16 protein-coding genes are annotated in these 17,345 nt (G+C 62.0%); 8 read left to right on the top strand and 8 right to left on the bottom strand.

The window, feature by feature from the left end:
- Positions 1 to 10 precede the first annotated feature (10 nt).
- On the bottom strand, positions 11 to 1,258 hold the full coding sequence (locus tag VHC04_RS21290) for a branched-chain amino acid ABC transporter substrate-binding protein (RefSeq protein WP_325684749.1): 1,248 nt from the start codon (positions 1,256 to 1,258) through the stop codon (positions 11 to 13).
- 96 nt (positions 1,259 to 1,354) lie between these two features.
- Here VHC04_RS21290 and VHC04_RS21285 point away from each other — a divergent pair, with 96 nt between their 5' ends.
- Positions 1,355 to 2,221, top strand: a complete 867-nt coding sequence (locus VHC04_RS21285; RefSeq protein ID WP_325684748.1) for a TIGR03084 family metal-binding protein — start codon at positions 1,355 to 1,357, stop codon at positions 2,219 to 2,221.
- 59 nt (positions 2,222 to 2,280) lie between these two features.
- Here VHC04_RS21285 and VHC04_RS21280 read toward each other — a convergent pair whose 3' ends face one another.
- Together VHC04_RS21280 and VHC04_RS21275 are read right to left on the bottom strand one after the other, a co-directional pair.
- Positions 2,281 to 2,424: a hypothetical protein gene (locus tag VHC04_RS21280; RefSeq protein WP_325684747.1), complete on the bottom strand. Its 144-nt coding sequence runs from the start codon at positions 2,422 to 2,424 to the stop codon at positions 2,281 to 2,283.
- 12 nt (positions 2,425 to 2,436) lie between these two features.
- Positions 2,437 to 3,309 carry an alpha/beta hydrolase gene (locus VHC04_RS21275; RefSeq protein ID WP_408903849.1) on the bottom strand — a complete coding sequence of 291 codons (873 nt, stop codon included), beginning with the start codon at positions 3,307 to 3,309 and terminating at the stop codon, positions 2,437 to 2,439.
- Positions 3,310 to 3,500: 191 nt separating this feature from the next.
- On the opposite strand from VHC04_RS21275, the gene VHC04_RS21270 reads away from it, so the two are divergent.
- Both VHC04_RS21270 and polA read left to right on the top strand, forming a co-directional pair.
- A complete protein-coding gene (locus VHC04_RS21270) occupies positions 3,501 to 3,728 on the top strand; it encodes a zinc-finger domain-containing protein (RefSeq protein WP_408903845.1) in 228 nt (75 codons plus the stop codon).
- A complete protein-coding gene (polA, locus tag VHC04_RS21265; RefSeq protein WP_325684875.1) occupies positions 3,724 to 6,507 on the top strand; it encodes a DNA polymerase I in 2,784 nt (927 codons plus the stop codon). Before VHC04_RS21270 ends, polA begins: the two co-directional genes overlap by 5 nt.
- 184 nt (positions 6,508 to 6,691) lie before the next feature.
- On the opposite strand, the gene rpsU is transcribed toward polA, so the two are convergent.
- Positions 6,692 to 6,895, bottom strand: coding sequence for a 30S ribosomal protein S21 (rpsU, locus tag VHC04_RS21260; RefSeq protein ID WP_048860545.1), 204 nt, complete (start codon positions 6,893 to 6,895; stop codon positions 6,692 to 6,694).
- Between the two features lie 149 nt (positions 6,896 to 7,044).
- Here rpsU and def point away from each other — a divergent pair, with 149 nt between their 5' ends.
- The 5 genes from def (at position 7,045) to VHC04_RS21235 (ending at position 12,008) form a co-directional block, all read left to right on the top strand.
- Positions 7,045 to 7,593 carry a peptide deformylase gene (def, locus tag VHC04_RS21255; protein WP_325684745.1) on the top strand — a complete coding sequence of 183 codons (549 nt, stop codon included), beginning with the start codon at positions 7,045 to 7,047 and terminating at the stop codon, positions 7,591 to 7,593.
- A gap of 2 nt (positions 7,594 to 7,595) precedes the next feature.
- Positions 7,596 to 8,243, top strand: a complete 648-nt coding sequence (locus VHC04_RS21250) for a COQ9 family protein (protein ID WP_325684744.1) — start codon at positions 7,596 to 7,598, stop codon at positions 8,241 to 8,243.
- A gap of 82 nt (positions 8,244 to 8,325) precedes the next feature.
- Entirely contained in the window at positions 8,326 to 10,131 is a 1,806-nt protein-coding gene (gene lepA / locus VHC04_RS21245; protein ID WP_325684743.1) for a translation elongation factor 4, read from the top strand.
- A 363-nt stretch (positions 10,132 to 10,494) separates the two neighbouring features.
- Positions 10,495 to 11,175 (top strand): GntR family transcriptional regulator, encoded by a 681-nt coding sequence (locus tag VHC04_RS21240; protein ID WP_325684742.1) that lies wholly within the window; start codon positions 10,495 to 10,497, stop codon positions 11,173 to 11,175.
- Between the two features lie 35 nt (positions 11,176 to 11,210).
- Positions 11,211 to 12,008, top strand: coding sequence for a phytanoyl-CoA dioxygenase family protein (locus VHC04_RS21235; RefSeq protein ID WP_408903844.1), 798 nt, complete (start codon positions 11,211 to 11,213; stop codon positions 12,006 to 12,008).
- A 63-nt stretch (positions 12,009 to 12,071) separates the two neighbouring features.
- Here VHC04_RS21235 and VHC04_RS21230 read toward each other — a convergent pair whose 3' ends face one another.
- From VHC04_RS21230 to VHC04_RS21215, 4 genes are read right to left on the bottom strand one after another with little or no spacing between them, the layout of a single operon-like run.
- Positions 12,072 to 13,181 (bottom strand): ABC transporter permease, encoded by a 1,110-nt coding sequence (locus VHC04_RS21230; RefSeq protein WP_325684740.1) that lies wholly within the window; start codon positions 13,179 to 13,181, stop codon positions 12,072 to 12,074.
- Complete coding sequence (locus VHC04_RS21225; RefSeq protein WP_325684739.1) at positions 13,178 to 14,314, bottom strand: ABC transporter permease; 1,137 nt, start codon at positions 14,312 to 14,314, stop codon at positions 13,178 to 13,180. Before VHC04_RS21225 ends, VHC04_RS21230 begins: the two co-directional genes overlap by 4 nt.
- Positions 14,311 to 16,029 (bottom strand): ATP-binding cassette domain-containing protein, encoded by a 1,719-nt coding sequence (locus tag VHC04_RS21220; RefSeq protein ID WP_325684738.1) that lies wholly within the window; start codon positions 16,027 to 16,029, stop codon positions 14,311 to 14,313. The genes VHC04_RS21225 and VHC04_RS21220 overlap by 4 nt, the downstream gene beginning before the upstream one ends.
- 2 nt (positions 16,030 to 16,031) lie before the next feature.
- Complete coding sequence (locus VHC04_RS21215) at positions 16,032 to 17,000, bottom strand: HlyD family efflux transporter periplasmic adaptor subunit (RefSeq protein WP_325684737.1); 969 nt, start codon at positions 16,998 to 17,000, stop codon at positions 16,032 to 16,034.
- Positions 17,001 to 17,345 lie beyond the last annotated feature (345 nt).

The raw sequence follows: 17,345 nt of genomic DNA, 5'->3' as shown, positions 1-17,345 counted from the left end.
GGGCCGGCGATTATGAAGATGGTGCCACGCCAATATACTTGTATTGACGCATGTCGTCGTCGGGGAATTCCTTGTTCTGCCCGATCTGGAAGATGCTGATCGTCTTGTCTGTCAGATCGCCATTGGCGTCGAATGAAACCGGGCCTTGCAGCGTGTCGACCTTGATCCCCTGGATCGCATCGCGCATTGCTTCCCGCGTCGGGACCTTACCGGCATCAGTAATCCGTTTCAGGGCTGCGATAATAACCAGGGCCGCGTCATAGGTGGTGACCGCATAATCGTCCGGGCCGATGCCGAACTTCTTCGTATAAGCCTTGTCCCAGTCCGCTATCTTGGCGTCATCCGTGACGTGCGGCGAAGCAATCGTGGCATACCACCCCTGATTTGCCGGCGCACCCACAGCCGTCAGCATCTCAGGCCCATAGGCGCCGTCTCCGCCGCCTTTAATGACTTTGGGGATGATGTCATATGATTGTTTTGCCAGCTTCACACCGGCCTGGAGAACACCCCCGTAATATAATGCGTCCGGATTCAGCGACTTAATCTTTGTCAGCACCGCGGTATAATCCGCGGCCTTGGGATCCAGCCGATCACGGCCCAGCACCTTGATTCCCTTCTTCTCGGCCTGCGCCTGAAACGAATCGGCGAGCCCCACGCCATAGGCACCGCTGTCGTCAAGGATGTAGACCGATTTCACATGCAGCACATCGGCGTAGAAATTCGCCATATAGGGACCCTGATAGGCATCCGTCGCCACCGTGCGGAAATAGATCGGCTTCCCCGCCGGCCTGTATTGCGCGGCATATTTCGGATCGGTGATGTCCGGGTTGGTCGAGGATGGGGTGATGATGGCAAGCCCGCCCTGGCTGAGAATGGGCGCCATGGCCTTTCCCGCACCGCTCATTTGCGGGCCGATTGCTGCCACGGTGGCTCTGTCAGCGACCATCTTCCGGGCATTGGTCGCGGCCTGCGCGGGATCGTACTGACCCGATGTGGCGGTGCCGTCATCGTAGGGGACCAGCACAATCTTGTAGCCGTTGACACCGCCTTTCGCGTTGAATTCGTCAAACGCCATGATGGCACCGTTCTCCATCCGCTTGGCGGAGTCGGCGTCGGCACCTGTCAACGAGAGATTGACCCCGACCGAAACAGTCTTGTCCGCCGCTCGGGCAAGAGGCCCTCTGGCACTGGACCCTAAGGCGGCAACCGCGGCCGTCATCAGGAGAGTGGTGCGTCGGCTGACGACAAGTCCTGTCATGGTCGAACCTCTGCTTGCAGCTTCAGGTCACATCAGCAGGATGGTCCAAGCAAGCGAAGCACGCAATGCGGAATACCAGGTGGATCGCCCATTTTTTTGACAACGGACAGAAGATTGCCGTGCTGCCCCAGATCGACGCCTTCAGGGCCGAGGCCGACGCGTTGGGCGCCCTGCTGCGCGACCTCCCTGACGCGGATTGGGACCAGGTCACCTTGTTCAAGGGCTGGGTTCAAGGGCTGGACCATCAACGACGTCGTGCAGCACCTGCATTCAGGGGACATGCTGGCCACCGCGTCAGCCGAGGGGCCAATTGCCTTCGACCGTCTCAACGCCGAGATCCGGGCACTGCGCGACGGCGGCATGACGCGGCTTCAGGAGACCCGCTACCGGCTTGGCCATCTGACGGGACAGCGTCTGCGCCAGCAATGGCATGGGAGTGTGCTGGCGCTTTGTGAGAGACTGGCTACCCTGCCGACGTCCACACGTCTCAAATGGACAGGCCCGGACATGGGGCTGCGCATGTTCACCACGGCGCGCCAGATGGAGACATGGGCACACGGACAGGAAGTCTTCGACGTATTGGGCCGCACCCGGCGACCGACCGACCGGCTTCGCAACATCGCCGAGATCGGAGTGCGGACCTATGGCTGGACCTTCGCCAATCGTGGCCTTCAGGAACCGGGGCCTCCGCCCTACGTCCGTCTTACCGCTCCCTCCGGTGGGATATGGGAGTGGAATCCGCTTGCCACGAATGACCGGATCGAAGGCGACGCACTGGATTTCTGCCAGGTGGTCACCCAGGTCCGGAACGTGTCCGATACGGCATTGTGCGTCATCGGCGCCGCTGCGCATTCCTGGATGCAGATTGCGCAATGCTTCGCCGGTCCGCCGGAAGAACCACCGATGCCGGGAACGCGCTTCGCCGCGGCGCGCAGGGCTTGGAGCACGATCCCCCGGGATTGAAGACCGGACGGCGTCGCTCCCGCTCCGGAATGGCGCGATGCCCTGACCCTCCCAGGGGTTCAGGTATACGCCGCCTCCAGCATCTTTCGCAGTTCGTCCGGCAAGTCATCAGCCACACAGTCCGGCGGCTTCGGCACATCCGGCTTTGCCGTTTCCGGAATCTCCGGCGGCAATTTCGGTCTTGGTTTACGACGCGGTGGCATCGGCCTCCTTTCCTAATCCTGCGGCTGCTGCTTGAGCCAGACGGCCGCAGCCTCATCAGCGCTGGACGGCAGCGGCGCCGAGGGGTCGTGCATCCATGCCAGGATATCGTTGATCGGCACCGAACGCTCCTTGTCCCTTAGCAGCAGATGGTAACCAGCCGGATAATAGGCCAGGGTCACATTCCCGAGTGGCAGCGTCCGCCAGACGGCGACCGTGGCGCGAGGCGGGACCAGCTCATCCTTGCCACCATACAGAAACAGCATCCGGCCGTGCAGCCGGGGCGCCGCAGCCGCGGCCTGGTCCATCAGATCCACCAGGCCGTCGATCGCGTCGACGCGAGTACCATGAATGGTCAGCGGATTGGCTGACAGGCGCCTCAAGGCGTCGCGGTTGTCGCTGGCGGTCACCCGCACGATCCCCCGCCCGGTCAAGGTCAGGCCAGGCACAGTCCGATAAGCAAGCCACAGAGAGCCGCGCAGAAACCAGTTCATCTTCGAGCGGCTCCAGACCGCCGGCGCTACCAGAATAGTACCGTCGACCGGCGGGGCATCCGCTTGGGTATCCAGCACCATCAGGACAGCCGCCCCCATGCTTTCGCCCATCGCGAAGAGCGGAATACCCGGGTACCGAGCACGCAGCAGGCGGATCATCACGCGGGCGTCTGCGACCAGGCCGGCGGTTCCCGGCCAAAGTCCACGACTGGACGTGGCGCCGAATCCGCGCTGATCGGGCGAGAACACCGCGATCCCCTGGGCAGCGAAATCGGGAGCCGGATACTCCCATGCGTCGCGGCTGTCGTTCATGCCGTGCAATGCCAGTACGACAGCCCGCACCCTCCCGTCAGGCAGCCAGGCACGGTACGGCAGTATGGCGCCGTCCGGCATCATGAAAGCGTCGGCAGTTTCGGCTGGCAGCCTGATCGCGGGGCCCGGCGGCGCCAGTTGGACCGAACATGCGGCGAGCAGGAACACAGCCAGCAACAAACAGCCCAGGCGTCGGATCACGGGATCATGGTTGAAAGCATCCTCCGCATCGCTATCATCCCGACACTTTTCCGACCAGACAGAGGATCACGATGCCGGACGGCGCCCTCCATGACAGTCCCGCGCCAGCCGGCGCACCCGCGATGACACCGACCGAGATCATTCGCGTCAACGAGCGTACGGTCGCCTGTGACGGAGGGGACGGGCCGCTCGGCCATCCGCGCGTCTTCCTGCGGATCGCAGGTGAGAAGGTCATGTGCCCCTATTGCTCGCGCCTGTACGTCCTGAACCCGGGAGCCGGCCACGCCAGCGGACATTGAAACCCCGTCGGAGACCAAGGCGCTTCGTCTGGTCCTGATCGACGGGTCCGGCTTCATCTTCCGTGCCTTCCATGCCCTGCCACCCATGACGCGGCCGGACGGGACGCCGGTGAACGCCGTATTCGGTTTCACCAACATGCTGGCCAAGCTGTTGAAGGAGCATGTCGGTACCCACATTGCCGTCATCTTCGACGCAGGTCGCACGACATTCCGCAACCGTCTGTACGAGGCCTACAAGGCCAACAGGCCACCACCACCGGATGAGCTGATCCCGCAGTTCGCCCTGGTACGAGAGGCGACCGAAGCCTTCAATGTCCCGGCGATCGAGCTGGCGGATTGGGAGGCAGATGATCTGATCGCCGCCTACGCCCACGCCGCCACGGCGGATGGCGGACAAGTCACCATCGTCTCCTCCGACAAGGACCTGATGCAGCTGATCCGGCCGGGCGTCGGCATGCTGGACCCGATCAAGCAGAAGCCGATCGGCCCGGACGAGGTGATGGAGAAGTTCGGCGTCACACCCAACAAGATGATCGAGGTGCAGGCGCTGATCGGGGATTCCGTCGACAACGTGCCGGGCGTGCCGGGAATCGGTCCGAAAGGCGCGGCACAGTTGATCAACGAATATGGCGATGTGGAAGGCGTATTGGCTGCCGCTCCCACGATGAAGGCATCGAAGCGGCGCGACATGCTGATCGAGCATGCCGAGAAGGCCCGCATGTCCCGCGAGCTCGTGAAACTGCGTGAAGACACGCCGCTTCCGCTGCCGGTGGCGGCGCTGGCGCAGCGGGACATGGAGCCCGACAAGCTGAAGGCATGGCTGCAATTCCAGGGATTTCGCAGCATCATTGCGCGGCTGGGCCTGGACGCCGCGGCGACCGCAAAGCCGGCCGAAGAGACGCGCCCGGCGGATGCACCGCCCAAACCCGTGTTGCAGCCGGATCTGGGTCTGGCACCGCCGCCGATCAGTTCCGATTTTGGACCGTATGAGAGCGTCACCTCAGCCGATGTCCTGCGAGACTGGGTCGCCAAGGCGAGCATCGCCGGCGTCGTTGGCATGGATACCGAGACCGATGGTCTCGACGCGATGCGGGCGCGGCTGGTGGGGATCTCCCTCGCAACCGCACCCGGCTGCGCCTGCTATGTCCCGCTGGCGCACGAGGTACTCGGTGATCAGATCAAGCTGGATGACGCCATCGCCATCCTCGGACCGATGCTGACCGACGCGTCCATTCTGAAAGTTTTCCAAAACGCGAAGTTTGACATGCTGGTGATGAACCGGGCGGGCTTTCCCATGCCGACGCCGGTGGATGACAGCATGCTGATCTCTTACGCGCAGGACGCAGGGCTGCACGGTCATGGGCTGGACGAGCTCTCCCGTCTGCATCTGGGGCACACGCCGATCAGCTACGATGAGGTGACGGGTACCGGCCGCAATCGGATCAGCTTCGCTCAGGTTCAGGTCGACCGCGCTACGGCCTATGCCGCCGAAGATGCCGATATCGCGCTGCGCCTGTGGCATGCGCTGCGCCCACGCCTGCGGCTGAATGGCGGTCTTGCACTGTATGAGCAGGTGGAACGCCGTCTGCTGCCCGTCCTGCTTGAGATGGAACGCGCCGGCGTGAAGGTCGATGCCAACGACCTGAAACGAATGTCGGTGGATTTTGAGGCGCGCATGGCGGTAATGGAGCAGGACTGCCACCGTCTGGCTGGACATCCATTCAATGTCGGCAGCCCCAAGCAGCTTGGTGAAGTACTGTTCGACGAGCAGAAACTACCGGGCGGCAAGCGAATGAAGACGGGTGCCTGGGGAACGGATTCGTCGATATTACAGGCGCTGGCCGATCAGGGACACGAATTGCCACAACGGGTGCTGGACTGGCGGCAGCTGCAGAAACTCAAAAGCACCTATGCCGACGCGCTTGTAGACCAGATCAACCCGGAGTCGGGTCGGGTTCACACTTCCTTTGCCATGGCAATCGCGTCGACCGGGCGGCTGTCATCGACTGATCCCAACTTGCAGAATATTCCGATCCGAACCGAAGAGGGCAGCCGCATCCGCCACGCCTTCATCGCGGAGCCGGGGCATGTCCTGGTCAGTGCCGATTATTCGCAGATCGAGCTGCGGCTGCTGGCCCATGTCGCAGACATCCCGCAGCTGCGTGAGAGCTTTGCCAAGGGTGAGGACATCCATGCCCGCACAGCGTCCGAGGTATTCGGCGTGCCGATGGAAGGCATGGATCCGATGACCCGCCGGCGCGCCAAGGCCATCAACTTCGGCATCATCTATGGGATCTCGGGTTTCGGGCTTGCCAGGCAACTCGGTATCACGCCCGGTGAGGCACGCGGTTATATCGACCGCTATTTCGAGCGGTATCCGGGTATCCGGTTGTATATGGAACGTACAAAGGAAGACGCGCGAATCCGCGGCTATGTCGTATCACCGTTCGGCCGCCGCTGCTGGGTACCCGGAATCGCTGACAAAAACCCCGCACGGCGAGGCTATGCGGAGCGGCAGGCGATCAATGCACCGTTGCAGGGTGGAGCGGCGGACATCATCAAGCGCGCCATGGTCCGGCTGCCCGAAGCAATGCGCCTGGCCGGCCTGCGATCACGGCTGCTGCTGCAGGTCCACGACGAATTGCTGTTCGAGGCGCCAGAAGATGAGGCGGAGCGTCTGGCCGGCCTGGCGCGTGACGTCATGGAACGCGCCGCGACCCTGGCGGTGCCATTGGTGGTCGAGACGGGTATCGGGCCCAGCTGGGCGGAGGCGCATTAGCCGGTCATTGCCGGGCGGGTCGCATGGCGCCGCGCTTCACCGACATGCGCCTTGCCTGAGGGGCGACGCGTTGCAAACGTCGCCCGTCCCTGATCAGCGGGTGTCGGAAATTCGCTCCGGCAACACCCGCTTCATCATGATGAAATCAGCGGCACGGACTTCTGGAACGAATTCAATAGTTCTGTCAGAAGCCTTCCCGCTCCAGCCGCTTACGCTCCAGCTTCCGAGCCCGGCGTACGGCTTCCGCGGCTTCGCGAGCCCGGCGCTCTGACGGCTTTTCATAATGCCGCCGCAGCTTCATCTCGCGGAAAATACCCTCCCGCTGCATCTTTTTCTTGAGCGCTTTCAGCGCCTGATCAACGTTGTTGTCACGCACGAGGACTTGCACTTGGCCGCCTGCTCCTTTCCAGATGTGCCGCCGCCCACCGGTTGCACCAAACGCCCGCTGTCGGATAGCCGACGCGGGGAGCGCCGTCTTTACCACGACGGTCCGGCGCCGCAAGCAGATTTCTTTTAATTGAACAAGCAGGAGCGGACATGGCCATCCTGAAAATAGCCCGCATGGGCCACCCGGTGCTGTTGCGGCAGTGCGAGCCGGTAGCGGAGCCCGGAGCCCCGGAGATCCGCCGGCTGGTAGCGGACATGATGGAGACGATGGAGGATGCGCCCGGCGTCGGGCTGGCCGCGCCGCAGGTCTATCAGCCGCTGCGGCTGTTCGTGTTCCGCGTTCCTGGCGGCCGCGTCTCCTCCGACCCGCAGGATGCGCCACAACCCAACACGGTGCTGATCAACCCAACCCTGGAACTGGTCGGCGATGAGCGCGAAATCGGCTGGGAGGGCTGCCTGTCGATCCCCGACCTGCGTGCCGCCGTGCCACGAGCCAGACATATCCGGTATCGCGGCGTCGACTGCGACGGGAATGTCATCGAAAGAGAAGCCTTCGGCTTTCACGCCCGCGTGGTGCAGCATGAATACGATCATCTGGATGGCATTCTCTACCCGATGCGGATGACCGACTTCCGCTACTTCGGGTTCAACGAAGAACTCAACCGCGCCGCCGCCACGCAGGCGCAGACAGGAGCGTAGGAATGATCCGCCCACCGGAACGCATGCCGGAGCGCGACCAGGCCATCATGGCCATGTTGCCCCATGTAACCTTTGACGGCTGGACCACCAGGGCGCTGCGGGCTGGTCTGGCGGATGCCGGCATGCCCGCCGATGAGGCGGATCTTCTATTCCCGGGAGGGCCCGTGGACATGATCGAGACGTTCTGCGACCTGGCCGACCGTAGAATGGAGGATGCAGCCGGCGCATTGCCACCGATGCGGCTATCCCAACGGGTACGCGCGGTCATCGCACTGCGCCTGGAGCAAAACCGGCCATTCAAGGCGGCGATCAGGCGCGCGGTCACCCTTCTGGCGATGCCGCGCAACGCTCGGGCAGCGGCGGCGTGCACGGCGCGTACCGTGGACGCGATCTGGCATGCCGCCGGCGATCGTTCCGCCGATTTCGCGTGGTATACAAAACGTGCACATCTCACAGTCATCTACACGGCCACGATACTGTTTTGGCTCCGCGATCCCTCCGAGGACGACACGGACACGCTCGCTTTCCTCGACCGCCGACTGGCTGCATCCGCTCAGGTTCATCGCCTGCGTCAACGCGCGGAAAGCGTGGCCGGCAGGTTGCTCTATTTGCCGGCCTCCAAGTCCGTGCCCAAGCCGAACGCGTCGTGAATCAGGTGACAGCACCGGGAGGACACACTATCTCTCCCGCTTCCGCAGCGCCGTTCCGGCGACCGTCTGACAGCGCAGGCTCATGACCGACACCCCTATCGACCGCATCCGCAACTTCTCGATCATCGCTCATATCGATCATGGGAAATCGACGCTCGCCGACCGGCTGATCCAGCACACGGGAGCGTTGAGCGCGCGTGAGATGACGTCCCAGGTGCTGGACAACATGGAGTTGGAGAAGGAGCGGGGGATTACCATCAAGGCGCAGACCGTCCGCCTCACCTACAAGGCGAAGGACGGCCTGACGTACGAACTGAACCTGATGGACACGCCCGGTCATGTCGACTTTGCCTATGAGGTCAGCCGCAGTCTGGCGGCATGTGAGGGCAGCCTGCTCGTGGTGGACGCGTCTCAAGGGGTCGAAGCGCAGACCCTGGCAAATGTCTATCAGGCGATCGAGGCGAATCACGAGATCGTCCCGATCCTCAACAAGATCGATCTGCCGGCCGCCGAACCGGAGCGTGTGAAGCAGCAGATCGAGGACGTGATCGGGTTGGATGCATCGGATGCGGTCGAGATCAGCGCCAAGACCGGGCTGAACATCGAAGGCGTGCTGGAGGCGCTGGTGACGCGCCTGCCGGCACCCAGCGGCGATGCCAACGCGCCGCTGAAAGCGCTGCTGGTTGATAGCTGGTATGACCAGTATCTGGGCGTCGTAATCCTCGTACGCATCAAGGACGGACGCCTGAAAAAAGGACAGCGCATCCGCATGATGTCCTCCGGCGCGGTCCATACGGTGGAGCAGGTCGGCGTGTTCACGCCGAAGATGGTCCCGGTGGACGACTTGGCGCCGGGCGAGATGGGCTACATCACAGCCGCCATCAAGACGGTGGCAGACTGCAACGTTGGCGACACGATTACCGATGACCGCGCTCCAGCCACCGAACCGCTGCCCGGCTTCAAACCCTCCATCCCGGTGGTGTGGTGCGGCCTATACCCTATCGATGCGGACGATTTCGAGAAGCTGCGCGACAGCCTTGCGAAGCTGCGACTGAACGATGCCTCGTTTCATTATGAGCCGGAAACCTCGGCAGCGCTGGGATTTGGCTTTCGCTGCGGCTTCCTCGGCCTGCTGCATCTGGAAATCATCCAGGAACGCCTGACACGTGAGTTCGATCTGGACCTGATCGCCACGGCGCCGTCGGTCGTGTACCATATCTACAAGACCAATGGGGACATGCAGGAGTTGCACAACCCGGTCGATATGCCCGACGGATCGGTGATCGACCATATCGAGGAGCCATGGATCAAGGCGACCATCATGGTTCCCGACGATTATCTGGGGAATGTGCTCCAGCTATGTTCTGAACGGCGCGGTCAGCAGGTGGACCTGACCTATGTCGGCAATCGAGCCATGGCGGTCTACCGGATCCCATTGAATGAAGTGGTGTTCGATTTCTATGACCGCCTGAAGTCGATCTCTCGCGGCTATGCCAGCTTCGACTATCAGATGGACGGCTATGCTGAAAGCGATCTCGTCCGCATCTCGATCCTCGTGAATGGCGATGCTGTCGATGCATTGTCCTTCATCGCCCACCGCGCCGCGGCCGAAACCCGCGGCCGGGCAATCTGTGCTCGGCTGAAGGATCTGATCCCCAAGCAGTTGTTCAAGATTGCCATCCAGGCTGCGATCGGGGGACGCGTGGTGGCGCGGGAGACGATCAGCGCGCTATCCAAGGATGTGACCGCAAAATGCTACGGCGGCGACATCACGCGTAAGCGGAAGCTGCTGGAGAAGCAGAAAGAGGGAAAGAAGCGGATGCGGCAGTTCGGCAAGGTGGAAATCCCGCAATCCGCCTTCCTGGCGGCCTTGAAGATGGACGCCTGACCGCATTTCTTCCACCGCGTTTCTTCCCATAGGCGAGGTTCCGGCAGTCCTGCGGCAGCTAACGGTCGAGACCGTGCGCATTGCGCGGGGCTGCGGCTTACGGTCGTGATCGGTGTTTGCTGATTGGCGGCGCTTTTACGCAATCTCTCAATGGGTGGACGCACGCCCCTGCCGACTTGCATCGGCAGAGTCGGCACATAGATCCTCGTCACCCGAAACGCGGAAACCGCATCTGCGACCGTGCCCGAACCCCATGTCGCGGCAAGCCCCTGACAATGCCGGTTGCGGGCACTTCAGAATGTTGACACCCGCAATAGCTGTCCTTAATACGGCTGCAGTCAGGAATACGGAATTCTGAATTCCATGCTGGAAGCCCTTGCCGCGACGCCAAGCCTCATCGACCAGGCCTATCTGCGGGTGCTCGAGTCAATCACGGATGGCACCTTGGCACCTGGCCAACGAATTCGGCAGGCGGAGCTCGCCGAGACACTGGGGGTCTCTCGCCAACCCATTAGCCATGCTCTGCATCTGCTGAAACGACAGGGACTGGTGGAGGATGCCGGCCGCCGCGGACTGCGCGTGGTTCCCATCGATGCGGGGCGGGTCCTGCAGCTCTATCAGGTGCGGGCCGCGATCGATATGCTGGCGGCAGAATTGGCCGCGCGGCAGGTCGCCGCCCATGCCGCGCCAGCGTCAATCCTGGATCGCCTGGCGGCTCAGATCGCCGATGCCGCGGCCTTCAGTCCTGGCACGCCGATCGCAGTGCGGGTCCGGGCGGACGCCGACTTCCATCGGAGCCTGTATGAACTGTCCGGCAATCCGGTGATCTCGGAGATGATGGAACCGCTATGGCCGCACATGATGCGGTCGATGGCGACGCTGCTCCATGCACCTGGCTACGCAGCGCGCATCTGGCAGGAAGAGCATCCGGCCATCCTGCGCGCCATTCGCGCTGGTGATGCCGGGGCCGCCCAGGCAGCCGCCCACGCCCATGCCGAGGCCGCTGGACAGCGCACCGCGGCCCAATTGACCCAGGCAGCCTGATCCTGACGATCACGCGATAACAGGAGGAACGAACGATGTTGACGGACACCCAGCTCACCCAATTTCGCGAGGAGGGCTATCTGTTCCTTCCGGAGACCTTCTGGCCGGAAGAAATCGCTGTCCTGAAATCCGAAGCAGAAGCGATCTATCGCCAGCAGCGCCCGGAGGTATGGCGGGAGAAATCCGGTGCGCCACGCACTGCATTTGCTGCCCATCTGTACAATGAGGCGCACGGCCTGCTGGCCCGCCATCCCCGCATGATCCGCCCGATCGAGCAGATCTTCGGTGAACAGCTTTACATGCACCAATACAAGATCAACGCGAAGGCCAGCTTCACCGGCGACGTGTGGCAATGGCACCAGGATTACGGCACCTGGGCACGCGATGACGGCATGCCGGAGCCGCGGGCAATGAATATCGCGGTATTCCTGGACGAGGTGATGCCGATCAACGGTCCGCTGATGCTAGTACCGCGCAGCCATACCCACGGCGTTCTGGAAGCCGGACACGATATCAGCACGACTTCCTATCCGTTATGGACCCTGGATGAGGACACCGTGACCAAACTGGTCGACCAAGGCGGCATCGTGGCACCGACCGGTAAGGCAGGTGGTCTGCTCATGTTCCACGGCAATCTGGTGCACGGGTCTGCGGGCAACATCACGCCATATCCACGGAAGATCGTCTATCTGACATTGAACGCCGTTTCCAATTACATCCGCAAGCCGACCCGTCCGGAATGGATCGCGCACACGGACTTCTCACCGATCATCCCGACGGACGACGATGCGTTGCTGCGCTACGCACAGAGATTCAAGCAAGCGGCGGAATAGACGACACGGGTGCCGGACCATTCGCGCCGGCACCTACGCCGAGCTTTCCCGGGCATCACAGCGTCATGTCATCCGGGAGCGAAACAGCAGCGACGCCGCGGTCAGCGTGACGGTCGCGATGACAGCCAGAGGCCAGGCATTTGCCAGCACATCCCCAGCCGTCATTGCCTTCAGGAAAACGCCCTCACTGACGGTCAGAAAGTAGCCAGCGGGATCCGCTCGTGCGATGAAGGCGAGCCAGTCCGGCATGTTGTCGATCGGGCTGGCATACCCCGACAGCAGGATGGTTGGGACCGCGACGAGAAACATTCCCAGGAACGCCTGCTGTTGGGTCGTCGACAACACCGATATCAGCATTCCGATCCCGGTCAGGGCCATCAAATAGGGGACCAGCGCGACATACAGCATCTGCAGCGGTCCGGTCAGCGGTACGTGAAACACCAGCGGAATCAGTGCGATGTAGATACTGGCGACAAATAGGCCGACCAGCACCGGCGGCACCATCTTGCCGATCAGGATTTCGTGCACTCGCAAGGGCGAAACCATAAGCTGATCGAATGTTCCCAGTTCCTTTTCTCGCGCTACCGACTGGGCGACGACCGACAACGTTGTGATCGCCGGAATGATTGCGATCAGCGCTGGCATCGTAAACCAGACATAGTCCAGATTCGGGTTGAACCAGTTCACGGCCACGGAACCCGCTGCCGCCGCGTCTCCCGCCGTTGGAGCCAAGTGCATTCCTATTCCGGTCACGATTTGATCGAGATAGCCGGCAACGATCTGGGCCGCGTTGGAACGGCGACCGTCGAAGATCGCGCCGACCGTTCCCCCTCGCCCGCTCGCCACGTTGGCCGAGAAGTCTGGCTCGAAGCGAAGAACGGCAATCACTTGCTGATGATCGATCGCCCGACGTACCGCCGCGCCATCGGGCAACATGATCACCCGTGCGACATTCGGACTCCCTTGCACACGCTGGATCACTTCCTGGCTCCAGGCCCCAACGTCGCGGTTCAAAACACCGATGTCGATGTTTTTCACCTCCAGGGTCGTGGCCAGCCCGAAGATGAAAAATTGCAGGATCGGCATCGCAAGCAGGGTCGCGCGTATTCGTTTATCGCGGAGGATAGCCCAGAACTCCTTGACGCAAATCGCCAGCAGCCGTGCCCCGGTCACGCGATCCGCCTGCGCGTCACGGCCAGCGCGGCCAGAAAAAATCCCGTCCCAAAGCAGAGCAGAACCCCCATATTGGGCAGATAAAGCCCCCAATCGTCGCCAGCGACGAACACGGTCTGGAGCGACGGGATCAGATAGCGGGCCGGCACGATATAGGTCAGCCACTGGATCGGACGCGGCATGGACGCGATTTCGAAGATGAATCCTGAAAGCAACATTGTCGGCAGGAAGGCCGTGATCAGTGCAAGCTGACTGGCGACAAACTGATTCTTGGTGGCAGCCGAGATCAGCAGACCCTGTCCCAAGGCCGGGACAAGAAAGGTTGACGCGATCGCAAGCAGGCCAAGCACCGACCCGCGAAAGGGCACGCCGAACACAAATACGGCAAGCAGCGTACATAGTCCCATCGATCCCAACGCCAGGAAGAAGTAGGGTACCACCTTTGTCGCGATAAATTCTCCCATCCCGACAGGTGTTGCCATCAATCCTTCCAGCGTGCCCCGTTCCCACTCACGGGCAACGACGAGGGCTGTCAACAGAGTACCGATCATGGTCATCACCACGGCGATCGAGCCGGGTACCAGGAAAAAACGGCTTGCCAATTCCGGATTGAACCAGAAGCGGTGCGTGACTTCGACCCGCGCCGCATCCAGGCGTGACGTATCGGGATTTATACCATGCAGAAAAGCATGCTGAGCTGCCCAGTTCGTTCGGACCCCTTCCGCATAGCCGGAGACGAAGCCAGCCATGTTAGGTAGAGAGCCGTCGGTAACGATCTGGATCGTACCGCGCCCCGCGGCGACATCGCGGCCAAATCCATTCGGGATTGCGATGATACCGCGGATGCGCCCACGAACCATGTCTCGACCAAGCTGTTCCATGGAGCCGGTCTCGCGAACGTCGAACCAGCGGGAATTGGTGAAGTCGTGCGCCAGGCTCGCGGCAGACTCGCTGTCGTCGCGCACCGACAGGCCGATGCGCGTACGGGCTGTATCCAGGTTCACGCCATAGCCGAAAAGGAATAATAGAATCATTGGCAAAACGAATGCGATCAGAAAGGTCGACGGATCGCGCAGGATCTGGCGGACTTCCTTGGTCAGCAACGCGCCAAATCGCCGGAAGCGGCCGCTCACGCCGCCTTTCCTTGCGTGGCATCGGTTTCCCGGATCAGGGCGACAAAGGCATCCTCCATCGTTGCGTTCGATATGCCCGCATGCGTTTTCAACGCATCCGGTGTGCCCGTCGCCACCTGCCGCCCACGATAGATCAGCGTCGCGCGGTCGCAATATTCCGCCTCATCCATGAAATGGGTGGTGACCAGCACGGTCACGCCCTTCTCCACCAGACCATTGATGTGCGTCCAGAACTCCCGCCGTACGATAGGATCCACACCGGAAGTCGGTTCATCAAGAAACAGCACCGGTGGCTGGTGCAGGACAGCGCAGGCCAAGGCCAAACGTTGCTTGTAGCCCAACGGCATCGTGCCGGCGTCCTGGCGGAGGTACTGCCCTAATCGGAAGACCGAAATGGCCAGGTCGATCGCGGCCCGCGCGTTACTACCCGACAAGCCATATGCGCCGGCAAAAAAATTCAGGTTCTGACGCGCCGACAGGTCGCCGTAGAGCGAAAACTTCTGGGCCATATAGCCTAGGGATTGCCGAGCATCGGCCTTGGCGGAGCGAAGGTCGAACCCGGCTACCGCGCCGCTGCCGCTACTGGGTGTCAGTAACCCGCACAGCATCTTGAACGTCGTTGACTTGCCCGCACCGTTTGGGCCAAGCAGGCCAAAGATTTCGCCACGTGACACGCTGAAGCGGATTGTGTCCGCGGCAACGAAATTACCGAAGCGCTTTGTCAGTCCGTTGGCTTCGATCGCCGGGCGTTCGGTTTCCGGGATGGTGCGATACGCCTGGGCAAGTGGCGATGTACCCGGAGGGCCGCCTCCTAACAGGTCGATAAAAGCGTCCTCGAAGCGTGGCGATACCGATTCCACCCTCACAGCGGGTGGGGCACCTAGCGCCTCGGGTGCCGGAATACGTGCCTCTTGTTTCAGCATCAACCGGATAGAGGATCCCTGGATGGCGCCGTCCGCGATCTCCGGCGCATCCAGCGCCTGACGCAGAACCGTTCGGCGATCCTTCCCCAGACCCCGCAATCGGAATACCCGATCCTGCAGCGTGTTCATGAGGTCGGCCGGCGGCCCGGCATGCAGGCAAATCCCATCATCCAGAAGTGTCACGTTATCGCAACGTTCTGCCTCATCCAGATAAGCCGTGGACCAAAGGACGCCAATTCCGGTATCGGCCAGTTGCCGCACCATGCTCCAGAGTTCCCGGCGCGACAGCGGGTCAACACCAACGCTGGGCTCATCCAACAGCAGAAGCGAGGGTGTGCGCACCAAGGCGCATGCCAAACCCAGCTTCTGCTTCATGCCGCCGGACAGGTTACCAGCGAGGCGGTTCCTAAAGTGGCCGAGGTCGGTGAAATCCAGCAGGCGCGCGAAAGTTGCCGACTGTTCCGCCGCCGGCAATCCCCGCAGGTCGGCGTACAGGCGCAGGTTCTCCAGCACCGTCAGATCTTCATATAAGCCGAAGCGCTGCGGCATATACCCGATGCGGCTGCGGTCGGTCGCAGTCGCCGGAAGACTGAACACCAGCGCTCGGCCTATATTGGGATCAATCAGGCCGGCAAGAATCCGGATCAGCGTCGTCTTGCCGGCGCCGTCGGGGCCAACCAATCCGGTCATCCGACCAGCCTCTATGCGTATCGATACGGAGTCCAGTACCGGTCTTTTTCCGCTGGCGAAGCGTTTGACGATCCCCTCGGCCGTCGCAACTGGCTCGTCCACGATTAGCTTCCCGGCGGCCGGGCATTTGGCACCATCACGGTGACCGGTGCCCCCTGGCGCAACGCATCATCCGGATGATCGACGATGACTCGCAATCTGAACACAAGATCGGCACGCAGCGCCTGCGTCTGTACGGTCTTCGGTGTGAACTCCGCTGTGGGCGAAATGAAGCCGATGGTACCATGATAGACTTTGGGATTATTGTCAGCCGTGACCTCGACTGTCATCCCGGGAGAAATGCGGTGCAGGTTCGGTTCATCGATATAGGCGCGAATGCGCATCGGGTGGTCTATTGTCAGGGTCAGGACGGTTTCACCGGCGGCGACTGTCGCGCCGGGCTCGCGCGCCCGCACCAGAATCGTCCCGGCATTCGGCGCACGCAGGGTCGTATCGGCAAGGTCAGTCTCCGCCTTTTGCTGCTGCGCCAGCGCGAGTTGCAGCTGTGCCTCTCCAGCGGCGATATCCTCTATCCGGGCTCCAGCCCGCATCAGTGTCAGTGCGGCGGAGGCTGCCTGTTCCCGCGCCTGCGCCACCTGATATTGCGCCCTAGCCTGATCAAAGCTTTGCCGGCTGACCGCGGAATTCTTCACCAAAGCGCTGTTACGCTCGTAGTCCAACCTGGCCTGCTCACGCGTCGCCTGCGCCTCAGTCAAGCTGGCAGCCGCCTGATCGATATCTTCCTTGCGATTGCCATTGTGCAATTTGTCAAGCAGGGCCTTATCCACTTCTACCTGGGCCTGCGCGGCAGCGGCCGCCGCTTGGTAGGGCGCGGCATCCAGACGGGCAAGAACGGCACCCGCGGTCACATGCGCTCCCTCTTCGAACGCGATCGATCCGATTCGACCAGGTACGCGAAATCCCAGATCAACCTGACGGATGTCCACATTGCCCGACAGCATAAGAGTCCCGGAGCGTGTGCTGCCAAACAAGCCCAGTCTACCGACGGCGACGACACCCGCCACAATGGCCACCAGGATCGCTCCACCCAGTACGAGCCGGCTACACTTCACGCGGAACGTCTCTCATCGAGATGATCGAGAACAACCTTGATATGCTCGAAATAGTCTGCTGTATCTGCTGGAGTTCGCCTGAGCCAATCTCCTGAACGCCACGGCACGCAATCGTGCCGCGCGTTTATCCGACCGATCCCTGGCCACAACACGCAGCAGCCCTGTAATCCTGCCCAGCAGAGGCTCCACCATGGTTTCGGAGATCAGGCTGGATGCCTCGGATCCGCTCGCTCGCGCACAGTGAAGCGTACAGCCACCGCCATGCCCGGGCTGGCCAGAATGGCGACAACGTGCGCGTGTGCGGCA

The sequence above is a fragment of the Rhodopila sp. genome (genome assembly GCF_035548095.1).
Classification (GTDB): Bacteria; Pseudomonadota; Alphaproteobacteria; order Acetobacterales; family Acetobacteraceae; genus Rhodopila.
The sequence above is the reverse complement of the archived record's forward strand: the minus strand, read 5'-3'. Positions and strand labels throughout refer to the sequence as shown.